Below are 16,365 nucleotides of genomic sequence, written 5' to 3' on the forward strand. Positions count from 1 at the left end.
GTGGCGGCGCAGTGCGCCGCGCGCCATGATGAAGGCGTCATCTGTCCGAGGCGGCTTCGCGCCGGCATGCCGATGCTTTCTACTCCTTATCGTGCGTATCGTGCGCGCCCTTTCGCCGCCGTGGCTGCCGATGGCGGTACGGGCGGTGGGTCAACGGCGCGCACACCTCCACTAGTCTCCGCACCGCAGGCCGACGACGCACCCGCCGTTCGCCTGCTCTCCGAAACGCTGCGCGAAGCCGCGCGGCGCAATGCCTCCGATCTACACATCGAGCCGATGGAACAGGGCTGGCGCGTGCGTCTGCGCATCGACGGCGTGCTGCACGAGATGGCACGCCCGCCTGTGCATCTGCGCGACGCGTTCGTCACGCGGATCAAGGTGCTCGCGCGCATGGACATCGCCGAGCGGCGCGTTCCGCAGGACGGCAGGCTGCGGCTCGCGCCCTCGGGGGCGTCGCAAGCCGCCGAGGACTATCGCGTGAATTCGCTGCCCACGCTTCATGGCGAGAAGCTCGTCTTGCGCAGGCTCGAAGCGCTTCCCGCCGACTTGTCGCTTGCCGAACTCGGGCTCGATGAAGCTCAACAGCGTGCCGTAGCCGAAGCGATCAGCGCGCCACACGGTCTTGTCCTCGTCACGGGCCCCACAGGCAGCGGCAAGACACTCTCGCTCTACTGTTTCCTGCAAAGACTCAACGGTACGGCACGCAATCTCTGCTCGGTGGAAGATCCTGCCGAAATCCAGCTCGCGGGCATCAATCAGGTCAACGTGCGCGAGAAGGCCGGGCTCACCTTTGCGGTGGCGCTGCGTGCGCTGCTGCGCCAGGACCCGGACGTCATCATGATCGGCGAAATTCGCGACGAAGAAACCGCCAGCGTGGCCGTCAGGGCCGCGCAGACCGGCCATCTCGTCCTCTCGACCGTGCACACGAACGACGCGAGTGCGGCCTGCGCACGGCTCGTCGACATCGGCGTCGAGCCGTACAACCTGGCGGGCTCGTTGCGGCTCGTCACCGCGCAACGTCTCGTGCGGCGGCTATGTCCGCAATGCCGCGTGCGCGGCGAGGCTTCGCAGTCGGCGCTCATCGCAGCGGGACTGAACGTGCGCGACAGTGACACGACACAGCCTTATGTCGCGCGCGGCTGCGAGGCTTGCCATGGCATCGGCTATCGCGGTCGCGTGGGTATTCACGAGGTCTTGCCGATATCGGAGACCATCCGCGAGCTAATCGTCGCTGGGCGCGGCGCGCACGAAATCGCACGCGAAGCACGCCGAGGCGGTGTGGCAACCTTGCGCGACGCAGCGCTCGCACGCGTGCGCGACGGCACCACGAGCCTCGCCGAAGCGCTTGCCGCGACGCAAGCGCCATGAGCGACACGCACGCCCGTCGCGGCCCATCCGAGTGGCGCTTCGCGTGGCGCGGTCTCGATGCATCGGGCGCGACGAAGCGTGGCACCGTGATCGCGCTCGACGCTACAGCTGTGCGCGACGCGCTCAAGCGCGATCGCATCACCGTGCTCGCCATCGAGCGCAAATCGAGTGCGGCCGCGCCCAAGGCAAGCCACGCGGACGTCACGCGCTTTACGCGCCAGCTCGCGAGCCTCTTGCGCGCGGGCCTGCCGCTTGCGAATGCGCTCGATCTGCTCGCGCTGTCGCCGGGGCCGAACGGCATGCCGCGCATTGCCGCGGCGCTCGCGCGCGACATCGCCGGCGGCCTGCGCTTTGCCGACTCGCTCGCGCAACATCCGGCGCGCTTCAACGCGCTGTATTGCCAGCTCGTTGCCGTTGGCGAAGCTTCGGGTGCGCTCGCTGCAGTACTCGGGCGCCTCGCCGACGACCGCGAGCGTGCCGCCGCGCAGCGCGCCAAAGTGCGCGCCGCGCTCACCTACCCCGTCGCGGTGCTGTTGCTCGCGGTTGTCATTACCGCGGCGTTGCTGGTCTGGGTCGTGCCCACGTTCAAGCAGATCTTCGACGGCTTCGGCGCCGCACTGCCCGCGCCCACGCAGTTCGTGCTGATGCTCTCGGCGGGCGCCGCGCGCTGGAGCGTGCCGGCCGCCGTAGCCGCGGCCACCGGCACGCTCGCCCTGCAAGCGGCCTTACGGCGCTCGGAAGCCTCGCGCATTGCGTTCGGACGCGCGATGCTAAAGCTCCCGCTTTGCGGCACGCTGCTCACCACACTGTGCGCCGCCCGCTGGAGCCGCGCGCTCGGCACGCTCCTCGCCGCCGGCACGCCACTCGCCGACGCGTTCGATTCGCTCGTGCACGCAAGCGGCAACGCATTCTTCGATCGAGCAAGCGCGGGGATCAGTGAGCGCCTGCGGCACGGCGAGCGGCTCGCCGCAGCCATGCGCGCGGCGGGATGCTTTCCTGCAGACGTGGTTCAGCCTGTTGCGGTCGCGGAAGAATCGGGCGCGCTCGACGCGATGTTGCTCGATGTGGCTTCGCTCGCCGACCGTCAGGTCGACGAAAAGATCGCGCTCGTCTCGAGCCTGTGCGAGCCGCTCGTGATTGTCGTGCTCGGTGCGCTGGTCGGCGGCCTCGTCGTTGCGATGTATCTTCCCATCATTCAACTGGGCAACGTGGTGTAGCATCGCTGCCAGATTCCGGTTCCGTCTCATGCCCGTCCAACTTCTTTCCGCGCCCGATACCGCAACGCCGCTCGCAGCCGCTCTCGCCGGACTGCCCTTCGGCGTGCTCATGGTCTTCACCATTGCGTTCGGCCTCGTCATCGGCAGCTTTCTCAACGTCGTCGTGCACCGGTTGCCGATCATGCTGGAGCGCGCGTGGCGCGCCGATGTTGCGGAAGCGACCGGCACGCCCGGTCCGCTCTTCGAAGAAGACGGGGTGCCCGCGCGCTACAACCTCTGGCTCCCACGCAGCGCGTGCCCGCACTGCGGCCACGTCTTGCGCGCCTGGGAAAACATTCCGGTGCTCAGCTGGGTCGCGCTGCGCGGGCGCTGCTCGCACTGTCATGCGCGCGTGAGTGTGCGCTACCCGCTCATCGAAATCGCGAGCGCGGCTTGCGCGGCCGGCGCGTTGCTCGCCTTCGGGCCCACCGGCAAGGCGCTCGCCGCCTTCGTGCTGTGCGCCACGCTCATCGCAGCGAGCGCCATCGACCTTGAACACCAGATGCTGCACGATGAAATCACCCAGCCGCTGCTGTGGGCCGGGTTGCTGATCAATTTTGCAGGGACCTTCGTCACGCTGCGCGAAGCGGTGATCGGCGCGGTCGCGGGTTATCTGGCGCTGTGGTGCGTCTACTGGGTCTTCAAGCTGTTGCGTGGCGTGGAAGGCATGGGCCACGGGGACTTCAAACTGCTCGCCGCACTCGGCGCATGGCTCGGCTGGAGCGCGCTGCCGCAGATCGTCGTGATCGCCGCGGTGGCCGGCGCGCTCGTCGGCATAATCTCTACGTTGACGGGACGCATGCGTTTCGAAGAGCCGCTGCCGTTCGGCCCGTATCTGGCCGCTGGCGCGCTCGTCACATTGTTTGCGGGCACACCGCTGTATGGCGTATTTGCGTGGGGGAACTGATCAAATGTTCGCGGTCGGATTGACGGGTGGCATCGGCAGCGGCAAGTCCACGGTCGCGGATGGCTTTGCCGCGCGCGGCGTGACGATCGTCGACACCGATCTCATCGCGCATCGCATTACTGCGCCGCATGGCGTCGCGATGGCGCAGATCGCCGCGGAATTCGGCCCTGAATTCGTCGCGCCGGACGGCTCGATGGACCGCGTGCGCATGCGCACGCTCGTGTTCGGCGACGAGTCCGCGCGCAAGCGGCTCGAGGCCATCACGCACCCGTTGATCCGCTCCGAGACCGAACGCGAAACGCGAGAGGCAAGCGGGCCTTACGTGATCGTGGTCGTGCCCTTGCTCGTAGAGTCGGGCACCTGGAAGACGCGTGTCGATCGTGTGCTCACCGTCGATTGCAGCGTGGAAACGCAGATCGAGCGCGTCATGCGCCGGAACGGCTTCACACGTGAGCAAGTACTCGCGATCATCGCGCGGCAGGCCACGCGCGAAGCACGCCTCGCAGCCGCCGACAACGTGGTGGTCAACGACAACGGCGCGACGCTCGAATCGCTCGATCAGGACGTCGACGCATTGCATCAGACGTATCTCAAGCTTGCTGCCGCAAAGGCCGGTAAAGCGTAAAACGCGCCATCCGCGCGCGATTAGCGGGTCACATCGGCATAGCGCCAGGCCGGCGCGATTGCGACCGTAGTCCCACGGCATTAGAATGTCCTGCAATCCGTCACCTACCACGCCCGAGGCGAGCGCGCTTGATTCTTTACGAGTATCCCTTCAACGAGCGAATCCGAACGCTGCTGCGCCTCGAAGACCTGTTCGAGCGCTTCACGTTTTTCCTGACCCAGGAGGATCCGAGGGAACATCACGTCGCGCTCACGACGCTCTTCGAAATCGCCGAAGTCGCAGGCCGTGCCGACCTGAAGTCGGATCTCATAAAGGAACTCGAGCGGCAGCGCCAAACGCTCGCGCCGTTCCGCGGCAATCCCGGCATCGAGCAGAATGCGCTCGAAACCGTGCTGGGTGAAATCGAGCAAACGCTCGCCGGCCTCACGCAGATGCAAGGCAAGACGGGCCAGCATCTGATGGACAACGAGTGGCTCACGAGCATCCGCAGCCGCGCGATCATTCCCGGCGGCACCTGCAAGTTCGATTTGCCGTCGTATTACGCCTGGCAACAGTTGCATCCCGATCAACGCCGTCAAGACATCGCGAAGTGGGTCACGCCGCTGCTGCCGCTGCGCGACGCCGCCGCCATCGTGCTGCGCCTCGCGCGCGAGTCGGGCCAGGCGTCGAAGGTGATGGCGATGCAGGGCAGCTATCAGCAGATGCTGTCGGGCCGTGCGTATCAGCTCATGCAGGTACGCGTGGCACCGGAATTGCGCATGATTCCCGAAGCGAGCGCCAACAAGTACATGCTGTGGGTGCGCTTCACCGTGCAGGATGGCGATCTGCGTCCGCGGGCCGTCGATCAGGACGTGCCGTTCCAGCTCACGCTCTGCAGCCTGTGAAACCGAGCGCGTCGCCAGGCCAGACTCAACGCAACCAAAGTTCTATCGCATGACCACTGTCGTCAAATGTCCGACCTGCGGCAAGGAAGTCCGCTGGGTGCCGGAGAACCGCTTCCGGCCTTTCTGCTCCGAGCGTTGCAAGCAAATGGATCTCGGCGCATGGGCAGCCGAAAAGTACCGCATCGGCGGCGCCGACGACGAAACGCCGCCGGAAGACGCGCCGCCCACGGATACGCGCCAATAAGCAACAGTAAGCAATAAGCGCCGCGACGCGCTTGCGCCAGACAAAAAAGGCCGCTGTGCATCACGCACAGCGGCCTTTTGCATTGTCGTGGCCCTTAGAGCGTCACTCCGCGGCGAGCCATTCCAGCACAGGAATCGTCGCGGGCAGGAGCGGCTCGACGCTCGCCGGCAGCGACTGCCAGACAAACGCCTGACCTTCGCGGCCATGCGGCTCGCCGGTCCACTCGGTCACCTTGCAGAAGTAGAGCCGCACATAGGCGTGCGGGTAATCGTGTTCGAGCGTGTGCCACAGATGGCACGCCTTCACGTCGATGCCCAGTTCCTCGTGCAACTCGCGCGCGAGCGCCGCTTCGACTGTCTCGCCCGCTTCCAGCTTGCCGCCCGGAAACTCCCAGTAGCCTGCATAAGGCTTGCCTTCGGGGCGCTGGGCGAGCAGGTAGCGGCCATCGGGCTGCACCAGCACACCCACCGCGACTTCCGTCACGGGGCGTGCGTTCGCGGAAGCATCCTTCGTGGTGTTGGCTTCGGCGCTCATGCCTCTTGCGCCTTCTTGCCCGACCAGTCGCGTGCGAATTGCCACGCCACGCGGCCGGAACGCGAGCCGCGTTCCAGCGCCCAGACGAGCGCGTCGCCGCGCGCCGATTCGACTTCGGCGTCGTCGCAGCCGAAATGGCGCAGCCAGTGGGCGACGATCGTCAGATAGTCGTCCTGCTTGAACGGATAGAAGCTCACCCAAAGGCCAAAGCGCTCGGACAACGAGATCTTCTCTTCCACGACTTCGCCCGGATGAATCTCGCCGTCGGGCATGTGCTTGTATGTCTCGTTATCGCTCATGTACTCGGGCAGCAGATGGCGCCGGTTCGAGGTCGCATAGATCAGCACGTTGTCCGACTGCGCGGCCACCGAGCCGTCCAGCGCCACCTTCAGCGCCTTGTAGCCCGATTCGCCTTCCTCGAACGAGAGGTCGTCGCAGAACACGATGAAGCGCTCGGGGCGCGTCGAGATGAGATCGACGATATCGCCGAGGTCATGCAGATCGTCCTTGTCGACTTCGATCAGGCGCAGGCCCTCTTGCGCGTACGCGTTCAGGCAGGCCTTGATCAGCGACGACTTGCCGGTGCCGCGCGCGCCGGTGAGCAGCACGTTGTTCGCCGGCTTCTTCTGCACGAACTGGCGCGTGTTGCGGTCGATGAGATCTTTCTGCCGGTCGATGTTCTGCAGGTCGTCGAGCGAGATCAACGAGATCGCCGGCACCGGCTGCAGGAAGCCGCGCCCCTGGCGCTTGCGCCAGCGAAACGCGACGGCCGCGTTCCAGTCGACATCGGGTGCCGACGGCGGCAGCACGGCTTCGAGGCGGCCGAGCAGCGCTTCGGCGCGGGTCAGAAACTGTTCGAGCTTGTCCATGTGGTGAAGGCGCTTGAAATCAGGAGCGGTAATCCGCGTTGATGCTCACGTAGTCGTGCGAGAGGTCGCAGGTCCAGATCGTGGCCTGCGCGTCGCCGCGGCCGAGCAGCACGCGAATCAGGATCTCGCTCTCCTTCATGACGCGCTGGCCGTCCTCTTCGCGGTAAGCCGGGTTGCGACCGCCCGCTTTCGCGACGAGCACGTCGTCGAGATACAGGTCGATCTTGTCGACGTCGAGGTCCGTCACGCCGGCATAGCCGATCGCGGCGAGGATACGGCCGAGGTTGGGGTCCGATGCGTAGAACGCCGTCTTCACGAGCGGCGAATGGCCGATCGCATAAGCGATCTGGCGGCACTCGGCCACATCCTTGCCGCCTTCCACCTGCACGGTCATGAACTTGGTCGCACCTTCGCCGTCGCGCACGATGAGCTGCGAGAGTTCCTGGGCGACGGCCGTCACGGCGTCGCGCAGCGCGGCGTAGGCGGGCGTGTCCGTCGACGTGATCGCGGGCAGGCTCGACTTGCCCGAGGCGATCATGATGAACGAGTCGTTGGTCGAGGTATCGCCGTCGATGGTGACGCAGTTGAACGAGCGGTCGGCCACGTACTTCACGAGTTCGTCGAGCACGGGCTGCGCAACGTTCGCATCGAAAGCGAGGAAGCCGAGCATGGTCGCCATATTCGGCTTGATCATGCCCGCGCCCTTGCTGATGCCCGTGAACGTGATGGTGTGGCCGTCGACCGCGACCTGACGCGACACGGCCTTCGGCAGCGTGTCGGTCGTCATGATGGCCTGCGCGGCGTCGTACCAGTTCGCGGCCTTGCGGTTCGCCAGCGCGGCGGGCAGGCCCGCCTTCAAACGATCGATGGGCAGCGGCTCGAGAATCACGCCAGTCGAGAACGGCAGCACCTGCGAGGACTCGAGGCCGGCCAGGCGCGCGAGTTCATCGCAGGTTTCGCGGGCGTGCTTCATGCCCGGCTCGCCGGTGCCCGCGTTCGCGTTGCCGGTGTTCACCACCAGCGCGCGAATGCCCTTGCCACCCGCGCGCACCTTCGCGAGATGTTCGCGGCACACCGTCACCGGCGCGGCACAGAAGCGGTTCAGCGTGAACACGCCGGCTACGCTCGCGCCTTCGTCGACGGAAATCACCAGGACGTCCTTGCGATTGGGCTTGCGGATGTTGGCTTCCGCCCAGCCGAGCGTCACGCCGGCGACCGGATGAAGTTGTGCGGGATCAATCGAGGGGAAATTGACAGCCATGGTGGCGACCTGTCGAAATGGCGATGCCGGCCAGGGCGCTGGAGCCTGGCCGGCATCGGGATTCAAAACGCAAGGCCCGCGAGAAGAAGCGGGCCACCGGAATCTACGTTCAAGCCTGCGTCACGCGATCTTGCCGTGACACTGCTTGTACTTCTTGCCGCTGCCGCACGGGCACGGATCGTTGCGGCCCACCTTCGGCATTTCGCTGCCCACCGGCGGCGTATGGCTCATGGCCGCGCCCACCATTGCGGCGGCGGCGTCTGCGGCCACCGGTGCGGCAGCCGCGGGAGCCGGCGCCGTGTCGGCTTCGGCGAATTCGGCATGGCGGAACTCGACGTTCTCGACATGATGGCCCTGCTCTTCGATCTGCTCGGCAGCCTGTTCGAGCTGCTCCGGCGACTGGATCTGCACGTTCATCACGATACGCGTGACTTCGAGCTTCACGGCTTCGAGCATTGCGGCGAACAGTTCGAACGCCTCGCGCTTGTACTCCTGCTTCGGGTTCTTCTGCGCATAGCCGCGCAGATGGATGCCCTGACGCAGGTGGTCGAGCGCCGCGAGGTGTTCGCGCCAGCTGCGGTCGAGCGTTTGCAGCATGACCGAGCGCTCGAACGCGCTGAACGATTCGCGGCCCACGAGCGCGACCTTCTGCTCGTACGCTTCGTCGCCGGCGGCGAGCACGGCTTCGAGAATTTCATCGGCGTCGATCGACGACGACTCGTTGATCATCTCCTGGATCGCGAGGTCGAGCTGCCATTCGTTGCGCAGCACTTCTTCGAGCTCGGGCACGTCCCACTGCTCTTCGATACTGCCGTGCGGCACGAACTGGCGCACGATGTCGGTGATCACGCCATGACGCATCGCGCCGATCGTTTCGGTGATGTCATGCGCTTCGAGCAGTTCGTTGCGCTGCTGGTAGATCACCTTGCGCTGATCGTTCGAGACGTCGTCGTATTCGAGCAGCTGCTTGCGGATGTCGAAGTTGCGCGCTTCGACCTTGCGCTGCGCCGACTCGATCGAACGCGTCACGATGCCCGCTTCGATCGCCTCGCCTTCCGGCATCTTCAGGCGGTCCATGATCGCGCGCACGCGGTCGCCCGCAAAAATGCGCAGCAGCGGATCTTCGAGCGAGAGATAGAAACGCGACGAACCCGGGTCGCCCTGACGGCCCGCACGGCCGCGCAGCTGGTTGTCGATCCGGCGCGACTCGTGACGCTCGGTGCCGATGATGTGCAGACCGCCCGCGGCCTTCACCTGATCGTGCAGCGTCTGCCACTCGTCGTTCAGTTGCTGGATGCGGCGCGCCTTTTCGTCGGCGGGGATGGCGTCGTCGGCCTCGATGAACGAGGCCTGCTTTTCTGCATTGCCGCCCAGCACGATGTCGGTACCGCGGCCCGCCATGTTGGTGGCGATCGTGACGCGCTTCGGACGGCCCGCTTCGGCAACGATCGCCGCTTCCCGTGCGTGCTGCTTCGCGTTGAGCACTTCGTGCGGCAAACCGGCCTTGGTCAGCAGGTTCGAGAGCAGTTCCGAGTTCTCGATCGACGTCGTGCCCACGAGCACCGGCTGACCGCGCTCGTAGCAATCGCGGATATCGCGGATGACGGCCTCGTAGCGCTCCTTCGCGGTCTTGTAGATCTGATCCTGCTTGTCGATCCGCTTGGGCGTGCGGTTCGTCGGAACCACGACCGTTTCGAGGCCGTAGATCTCGTTGAATTCGTACGCTTCGGTGTCGGCCGTACCCGTCATGCCCGAGAGCTTCGCGTACATGCGGAAATAGTTCTGGAACGTGATCGAAGCGAGCGTCTGGTTCTCGCTCTGGATCTTCACGTGCTCCTTCGCTTCCACGGCCTGGTGCAGACCGTCCGACCAGCGGCGGCCGGCCATCAGACGGCCGGTGAATTCGTCGACGATGATGACTTCGCCGTTCTGCACCACGTAGTGCTGGTCCTTGTGGAACAGCGTGTGGGCACGCAATGCGGCGTACACGTGGTGCATCAGCGTGATGTTCTGCGGCGCGTAGAGGCTTTCGCCCTGGCCGATCAGACCCCACTCGGAGAGCATGCGCTCGGCCTTCTCGTGGCCCGATTCGGTGAGGAACACCTGGCGCGCCTTTTCGTCGAGCGTGTAGTCGCCCGGCTTTTCCACGCCCGTGCCGTCGGCCTTCTCTTCGCCGATCTGCTGCTCGAGGAGCGGCGGCAGCGCGTTCATGCGCACGTAGAGTTCGGTGTGGTCTTCGGCCTGGCCCGAGATGATGAGCGGCGTACGCGCTTCGTCGATCAGGATCGAGTCCACTTCGTCGACCACGGCGAAGTTCAGCGCACGCTGCACGCGCGCCTCGGTCTCGTAGACCATGTTGTCGCGCAGGTAGTCGAAGCCGAACTCGTTGTTCGTACCGTAGGTGATGTCCGCGGCGTACGCTTCCTGCTTCGTCGCGTGGTCCATCTGCGACAGGTTGATGCCGACGGACAGACCGAGGAAGTTGTAGAGGCGCGCCATCCATTCGGCGTCGCGCTGCGCGAGGTAGTCGTTGACCGTCACGACGTGCACACCGCGGCCCGACAACGCATTCAGGTACACGGGCAGCGTGGCGACGAGCGTCTTGCCTTCGCCGGTGCGCATTTCAGCGATCTTGCCGTAATGCAGCACCATGCCGCCGATCAGCTGCACGTCGAAGTGGCGCATCTTCAGCACGCGCTTGCTCGCCTCGCGGCAAACGGCGAACGCCTCGGGCAGCAGTTCGTCGAGCGACGTGCCGTTGGCCACGCGCTCGCGGAACTCGGCCGTCTTCGCGCGCAGTTGCTCGTCGGTGTACTGCTCGATCTTCGGTTCGAGCGCGTTGATCGCCGCGACCGTCTTCTGATATTGCTTGATCAGGCGCTGATTGCGGCTGCCAAAGATTTTCTGTAAGAAACCGGTGGTCATCGGATCGGTGTCTGCGTCGCGGCTTCGGCCGGGATTCCTGAGGGTGGGTTCAGCGGGTTGTGCAGGGTGTGCACTACGCATCCAGACCGGAGGGACCTCGGCGGCTTTAGCCCAAAAATGGTGGATTCGAATCGGGCATTTTAGCACGCGCCCCCTCACCCGCCTGTGTCAGCGCAAAGACGGCTCTGGCGCGCGCGTTGCCCGCGCGGACGGCCTTCCCGCCGTGCGACGAAGGGCCGCGATGCGGCCCTGGCTGAACGGCCTGAAGGCGCTTGGGCGAGCGGTGCGCAGGCTACAATGACGGCATCGCAGTCCCGTAGTGCGCTTAGGCTTCTTGCATTCAGAAACGAGACGCCGCCCTGCGCGCTTGCCCATCTTGACACCACATGAGCCGTTTCTCGCCGTTTTCAAGGTCCAGGGGACCACGCGCCCCCCAGCCGCTCGCTGAAGTGCTGAGCCGCACTGACGCGTTCGCGCCGCTGCGCGCCGGCGTGGAGCAGATCGCGGCGATCCAGCGCGACCTGAATGCGCTGCTGCCCGACTATCTCGCGGCAAGCGTCGAGCCCGGCTTCATTAAGGACGGCACGCTGGCCCTTTTCACTGCGCACAACGCGCTCGCCGCGCGGTTGCGGCATCTGGAGCCGCGGCTCGTGGCCGACCTGCAGGCGCGCGGCTGGGCCTTGAACAGCGTGCGCATCCGCGTGCGCCCCCAAGCCGTGAAAGATCCGGCACCGCCCAAGCAGGCGCGCATGACGCCGGCAGGCGCCGCAGCGCTCCAGGCGCTGAGCGAAACGCTCGAGGCTTCACCGCTGCAGGCCGCCCTCGCGAAGATGGCGGCGCGCCACATGAAAAAGCGCTGATCCGGCGCGCCCAAGTCTCACGAAACTGCGCAACGAAGCCGCGCAAAAAGAAAAAGGGCAGCTTTAAGCTGCCCTTTTTACTGGCAAATCGCTTGCGAAACTCAGGCGAATGCCGTCTGTGCCTCGTAGCCGAAGCCGCGCGGCGCCTTCTGCGGATCGTCGAACGTGACGATCTCGTAGGCGTCCTCATTCGCGAGCAGCTCGCGCAGCAGCGCGTTGTTCAGGCCGTGACCCGACTTGTACGCGTCGTACGCCGCCAGCAGCGGATGGCCGACCACGTACAGGTCGCCGATCGCGTCGAGCATCTTGTGCTTCACGAACTCGTCGTCGTAGCGCAGGCCGTCGTTGTTCAGAATGCGGTACTCGTCCAGCACGATGGCGTTGTCCATGCTGCCGCCGCGTGCGAGGCCGAGCTCACGCATCATCTCGACTTCATGCGCGAAGCCGAACGTGCGGGCGCGCGCGATTTCGCGCACGTACGAGGTATTCGCGAAGTCCACTTCGAGCGCCTGGCCCGTCTTGTCGACGGCCGGGTGGCGGAAGTCGATCGTGAACTTGAGCTTGAAGCCGAAGTAAGGGTCGAGACGTGCGAACTTGTCGCCGTCGCGGATCTCCACGGGCTTCTTGACCTTGATGAACTTCTTCGGAGCGTTCTGCTCCTCGATACCCGCCGACTGGATCAGGAACACGAACGAAGCCGCGCTGCCGTCCATGATCGGAATTTCCTCGGCGGTCACATCCACGTAGAGGTTGTCGATGCCAAGGCCTGCGCAGGCGGACATGAGGTGCTCGATCGTCGAGACACGTGCGCCGTCTTTCTGCAGCACCGAGGCGAGGCGCGTGTCGCCAATCGCCATCGCCGATGCGGGGATATCAACCGGCGTCGGCAAATCCACGCGCGAAAACACGATGCCCGTGTTCGGCGCCGCCGGACGGAGCGTCAAGTCGACCTTGCGCCCCGAATGCAGGCCGATGCCGACTGTCTTCACGATTGATTTGATGGTTCGCTGCTTCAACATGGTCTTCTTGCTCATTGAAAATCCCAATCGGGATTTTTTAATTCATAGCACGAATTATACTCCAGTTGCGCCGAGTCCGTCGTTTTCACCGGCGTGACAAACTGTTTCCCCGTGTTACCCAATGGGGATGGAGCGCGGGCCGATGCCCGGAACGGAGGCGTTCCCGGGTGATCGGCCCGCTGGGCTCACGTAATGGCCTGTCACATTTGCGCCGCAGGTGCGCGTTGCTTCAGGGCAACGCAGCGCCCGCTAACGCGCTCATGCGCGGGTCAACGTGGCAAGTATGCTCGCAGCATCGCTCACTTCGAACTTGCCGGGTGTTTCGACGTGCAGCGTCTTGACCACGCCGTCGTCGACCACCATCGCATAGCGCTGGGAGCGGATTCCCATGCCACGCGCCGACAAATCCTGCTCCAGTCCGAGTGCACGAGTCAACGCTGCGCTGCCGTCGGCCATCATGCGTACCTTGCCCGAGGTACGCTGATCGCGTCCCCACGCGCCCATGACGAACGCGTCGTTGACGGACACGCACCAGACCTCGTCGACACCGGCCGCGCGCAGCGCGTCAAAGTGTTCGACGTAACCCGGCACGTGCTTCGCGGAGCACGTGGGCGTGAATGCGCCCGGCAATCCGAAGATCACCACGCGCTTGCCCGCCGCTTCCTTTTGCACGTCGAAGCTGTTCGGCCCCAGCGTGCAACCCTCGCGCGCGTCTTCGACGAACTCGAAGAGGGTCGCTTCGGGCAGCGTTTCACCCTGTTTGATCATGACTCGTCCTTCGCAACGATGCGCAAGCGTGTCGCGCCGGCGTCGTGCAATGTTGGGCAACGATGTACTCCAAGGTTACACAGGAACGCCTGGCGACACCGCGCCTGTCCCCCCCACGCTCTACGCGTGGCGGGCAACCGTCCCTGCCGCGCATCCTGGCGGATGCGGCCTTGCTGGTCTTGCTCGCCTTCATTGCTACGCAGCGCGCTCTCTGTCTGCGGGCGAGGGCAACGCGTGCCCTGCCGCAGTCAGATCGGCTCGCGTGTCAGTCCGCCTGCTTGCGCAGGAACGCCGGGATATCGTACGTGTCGACGCCCTTTTCCTGCAGCGCCTGCACGTGCGAAGCCGCGGTGTCGCGCGACGTGCGCCACACTGCCGGCGTGTCGAGCGCGCCGTAGTCGGCCGTGTTGCCGTGGCCGCTGTGCTGCGGTGCGTACGAACCCGCCGGAGCCGGGATCGGCTGGTTGTCCGTGCCCGTGCGCAGCAGTTGCATCGGCGCGGCTTGCTGCTTCTTCGCAGCGCGGCCGAGACCCGTTGCGACCACCGTCACGCGCAGCGCGTCGCCCATCGCGTCGTCGTACACCGCACCGAAGATCACCGTCGCGTCTTCCGCAGCATAGCTCTTGATGGTGTTCATCACTTCGCGCGTTTCCGACAGACGCAGCGAACGGCTCGACGTGATGTTGACCAGCACGCCGCGCGCACCCGACAGATCGACGCCTTCGAGCAGCGGGCTCGCCACGGCCTGTTCCGCCGCGAGGCGTGCGCGATCGACGCCGGCAACCGTCGCCGTGCCCATCATCGCCTTGCCCTGCTCGCCCATCACCGTCTTCACGTCTTCGAAGTCGACGTTCACGAGACCGTCGACGTTGATGATTTCGGCGATGCCTGCAACTGCGTTGTTCAGAACGTCGTCCGCGCACTGGAAGCACTTGTCCATCTCGGCGTCATCGCCCATCACGTCGAACAGCTTGTCGTTCAGGACGACGATCAGCGAGTCGACGTGATCCTCCAGTTGCTGCGAGCCGGCTTCCGCCACACGCATACGCTTGCCGCCTTCGAACTCGAACGGCTTGCTCACCACGCCAACGGTGAGAATGCCCATTTCCTTGGCGATCTGCGCGACGACCGGGGCTGCGCCCGTGCCGGTGCCGCCGCCCATGCCGGCGGTAATGAACACCATGTGCGCGCCGCGCAGTGCGTCGGCGATGCGCTCACGTGCTTCTTCTGCTGCCGCGCGGCCCATCTCCGGCTTCGCACCGGCGCCAAGGCCCGTGTTGCCGAGCTGAATCACGGCCGATGCACGCGAGCGCGAGAGCGCCTGTGCGTCCGTGTTCATCACGATGAAATCGACGCCTTGCACGCCGCGGTTGATCATGTGCTGCACGGCATTGCCGCCCGCACCACCAACGCCTACCACCTTGATGATGGTGCCGTTGGTTTCGGTTTCCAGCATCTGGAATTCCATGTTGCCTCCGTCAAGAAAAAGATTCCGCTCCTCGGCCGTTATCCAGTGGAAGATCGGGCAACCTTCCACTGCGCGCTAGCCGCCGTCACCAGCGCGATTTTCGAAGCTTGTACTTCGCCTTCTGTCCTGCGACTTCTGTCGTCAGAAGTTGCCGAGGAACCAGTCCTTCATGCGTGAAAAGACCTGGCCCATCGACCCCGACTGCACTGCAACCTTGCGCCCGCGCATACGCTGCGAGCGGCCTTCGACGAGCAGGCCCATCGCCGTCGAGTAGCGCGGATTGCGCACCACGTCGGCCAGACCGCCCGCGTATTCCGGCACGCCAATGCGCACCGGCTTCAGGAAAATGTCCTCGCCCAGCTCCACCATGCCCGGCATCATCGCGGCGCCGCCCGTGAGCACGACGCCCGAGCTCAACAGTTCTTCGTAGCCCGACTCGCGCACCACCTGCTGCACGAGCGAGAAAAGCTCTTCCACGCGCGGCTCGATCACAGCGGCAAGCGCCTGGCGCGACAGCGTGCGCGGACCGCGTTCGCCCAGACCCGGCACTTCGATCATCTCGTCCGGATCGGCGAGCGCCTGCTTCGCGATGCCGTAACTCACCTTGATGTCTTCCGCGTCGGGCGTGGGCGTGCGCAGCGCCATGGCGATGTCGCTCGTCACCTGGTCGCCCGCGATCGGAATCACCGCGGTATGGCGAATCGCGCCTTCGCTGAAGATCGCGATATCGGTCGTGCCGCCGCCGACGTCGACAAGCACCACGCCGAGTTCCTTCTCGTCCTCGGTCAGCACCGCCAGCGACGAAGCGAGCGGCTGCAGGATGAGGTCGTTCACTTCGAGGCCGCAGCGGCGCACGCACTTCACGATGTTCTGCGCCGCGCTCACCGCGCCCGTCACGATATGCACCTTCACTTCGAGGCGGATGCCGCTCATGCCGATCGGCTCGCGCACATCTTCCTGGCCGTCGATGATGAATTCCTGCGTGAGGATATGCAGCACCTGCTGGTCGGTCGGAATGTTGATCGCCTTCGCCGTTTCGATCACGCGCGCGACGTCTGCCTGCGTGACCTCCTTCTCCTTGATGGCGACCATGCCGCTCGAGTTGAAGCTGCGAATGTGGCTGCCCGCAATACCGGTGAATACGTTAGTGATCTTGCAGTCGGCCATGAGTTCCGCTTCTTCGAGCGCTCGCTGGATAGACTGCACAGTGGCCTCGATGTTCACCACCACGCCCTTCTTGAGACCTTTCGATTCGCTCTGGCCGAGACCGATCACTTCGTAGTGGCCTTCGCCCTTCAATTCGGCGACGACGGCCACCACCTTCGACGTCCCGATGTCGAGGCTGACCAGCAGATCCTTATAGTCTTTACTCATATC

15 protein-coding genes are annotated in these 16,365 nt (G+C 65.0%); 7 read left to right on the forward strand and 8 right to left on the reverse strand.

Annotated features, from left to right (window positions below):
• Positions 1 to 72: 72 nt before the first annotated feature.
• The 6 genes from E1N52_RS11885 (at position 73) to E1N52_RS11910 (ending at position 5,284) form a co-directional block, all read left to right on the forward strand.
• Positions 73 to 1,368, forward strand: coding sequence for a GspE/PulE family protein (locus tag E1N52_RS11885; RefSeq protein WP_133182981.1), 1,296 nt, complete (start codon positions 73 to 75; stop codon positions 1,366 to 1,368).
• Positions 1,365 to 2,585: a type II secretion system F family protein gene (locus E1N52_RS11890; protein WP_133182983.1), complete on the forward strand. Its 1,221-nt coding sequence runs from the start codon at positions 1,365 to 1,367 to the stop codon at positions 2,583 to 2,585. The genes E1N52_RS11885 and E1N52_RS11890 overlap by 4 nt, the downstream gene beginning before the upstream one ends.
• A 28-nt stretch (positions 2,586 to 2,613) precedes the next feature.
• On the forward strand, positions 2,614 to 3,531 hold the full coding sequence (locus E1N52_RS11895; RefSeq protein ID WP_133182985.1) for a prepilin peptidase: 918 nt from the start codon (positions 2,614 to 2,616) through the stop codon (positions 3,529 to 3,531).
• Positions 3,532 to 3,535: 4 nt separating this feature from the next.
• Positions 3,536 to 4,156 (forward strand): dephospho-CoA kinase, encoded by a 621-nt coding sequence (gene coaE, locus E1N52_RS11900; RefSeq protein WP_133182987.1) that lies wholly within the window; start codon positions 3,536 to 3,538, stop codon positions 4,154 to 4,156.
• 128 nt (positions 4,157 to 4,284) lie between these two features.
• Positions 4,285 to 5,040, forward strand: coding sequence for a cell division protein ZapD (zapD, locus tag E1N52_RS11905; protein ID WP_133182988.1), 756 nt, complete (start codon positions 4,285 to 4,287; stop codon positions 5,038 to 5,040).
• A 49-nt stretch (positions 5,041 to 5,089) separates the two neighbouring features.
• Complete coding sequence (locus E1N52_RS11910; RefSeq protein ID WP_028207803.1) at positions 5,090 to 5,284, forward strand: DNA gyrase inhibitor YacG; 195 nt, start codon at positions 5,090 to 5,092, stop codon at positions 5,282 to 5,284.
• 102 nt (positions 5,285 to 5,386) lie between these two features.
• On the opposite strand, the gene mutT is transcribed toward E1N52_RS11910, so the two are convergent.
• The 4 genes from mutT to secA all read right to left on the reverse strand — a co-directional run bounded on the left by mutT (position 5,387) and on the right by secA (position 10,873).
• On the reverse strand, positions 5,387 to 5,818 hold the full coding sequence (gene mutT, locus E1N52_RS11915; protein WP_133182989.1) for an 8-oxo-dGTP diphosphatase MutT: 432 nt from the start codon (positions 5,816 to 5,818) through the stop codon (positions 5,387 to 5,389).
• Positions 5,815 to 6,687: an ATP-binding protein gene (locus tag E1N52_RS11920; protein WP_133182990.1), complete on the reverse strand. Its 873-nt coding sequence runs from the start codon at positions 6,685 to 6,687 to the stop codon at positions 5,815 to 5,817. The genes mutT and E1N52_RS11920 overlap by 4 nt, the downstream gene beginning before the upstream one ends.
• A gap of 19 nt (positions 6,688 to 6,706) precedes the next feature.
• On the reverse strand, positions 6,707 to 7,948 hold the full coding sequence (gene argJ / locus E1N52_RS11925; RefSeq protein ID WP_133182991.1) for a bifunctional glutamate N-acetyltransferase/amino-acid acetyltransferase ArgJ: 1,242 nt from the start codon (positions 7,946 to 7,948) through the stop codon (positions 6,707 to 6,709).
• Positions 7,949 to 8,068: 120 nt separating this feature from the next.
• Entirely contained in the window at positions 8,069 to 10,873 is a 2,805-nt protein-coding gene (gene secA, locus E1N52_RS11930) for a preprotein translocase subunit SecA (RefSeq protein ID WP_133182992.1), read from the reverse strand.
• A gap of 386 nt (positions 10,874 to 11,259) precedes the next feature.
• Here secA and E1N52_RS11935 point away from each other — a divergent pair, with 386 nt between their 5' ends.
• Positions 11,260 to 11,733: a DciA family protein gene (locus tag E1N52_RS11935; RefSeq protein ID WP_133182993.1), complete on the forward strand. Its 474-nt coding sequence runs from the start codon at positions 11,260 to 11,262 to the stop codon at positions 11,731 to 11,733.
• A 101-nt stretch (positions 11,734 to 11,834) separates the two neighbouring features.
• Here the strand turns inward: E1N52_RS11935 and lpxC are convergent, their stop codons facing one another.
• The 4 genes from lpxC to ftsA all read right to left on the reverse strand — a co-directional run bounded on the left by lpxC (position 11,835) and on the right by ftsA (position 16,362).
• Positions 11,835 to 12,752 carry a UDP-3-O-acyl-N-acetylglucosamine deacetylase gene (gene lpxC, locus E1N52_RS11940; protein ID WP_133183019.1) on the reverse strand — a complete coding sequence of 306 codons (918 nt, stop codon included), beginning with the start codon at positions 12,750 to 12,752 and terminating at the stop codon, positions 11,835 to 11,837.
• Between the two features lie 258 nt (positions 12,753 to 13,010).
• Complete coding sequence (locus E1N52_RS11945; RefSeq protein ID WP_133182994.1) at positions 13,011 to 13,520, reverse strand: peroxiredoxin; 510 nt, start codon at positions 13,518 to 13,520, stop codon at positions 13,011 to 13,013.
• Between the two features lie 265 nt (positions 13,521 to 13,785).
• Positions 13,786 to 14,988 (reverse strand): cell division protein FtsZ, encoded by a 1,203-nt coding sequence (ftsZ, locus tag E1N52_RS11950; RefSeq protein WP_028207795.1) that lies wholly within the window; start codon positions 14,986 to 14,988, stop codon positions 13,786 to 13,788.
• Between the two features lie 141 nt (positions 14,989 to 15,129).
• The gene (gene ftsA, locus E1N52_RS11955) at positions 15,130 to 16,362 is read right to left on the reverse strand and encodes a cell division protein FtsA (protein WP_042270315.1); all 1,233 of its coding nucleotides are present in this window, start codon (positions 16,360 to 16,362) and stop codon (positions 15,130 to 15,132) included.
• Positions 16,363 to 16,365 lie beyond the last annotated feature (3 nt).

This window comes from Paraburkholderia guartelaensis (assembly GCF_004353905.1).
Taxonomy (GTDB): Bacteria; Pseudomonadota; Gammaproteobacteria; order Burkholderiales; family Burkholderiaceae; genus Paraburkholderia; species Paraburkholderia guartelaensis.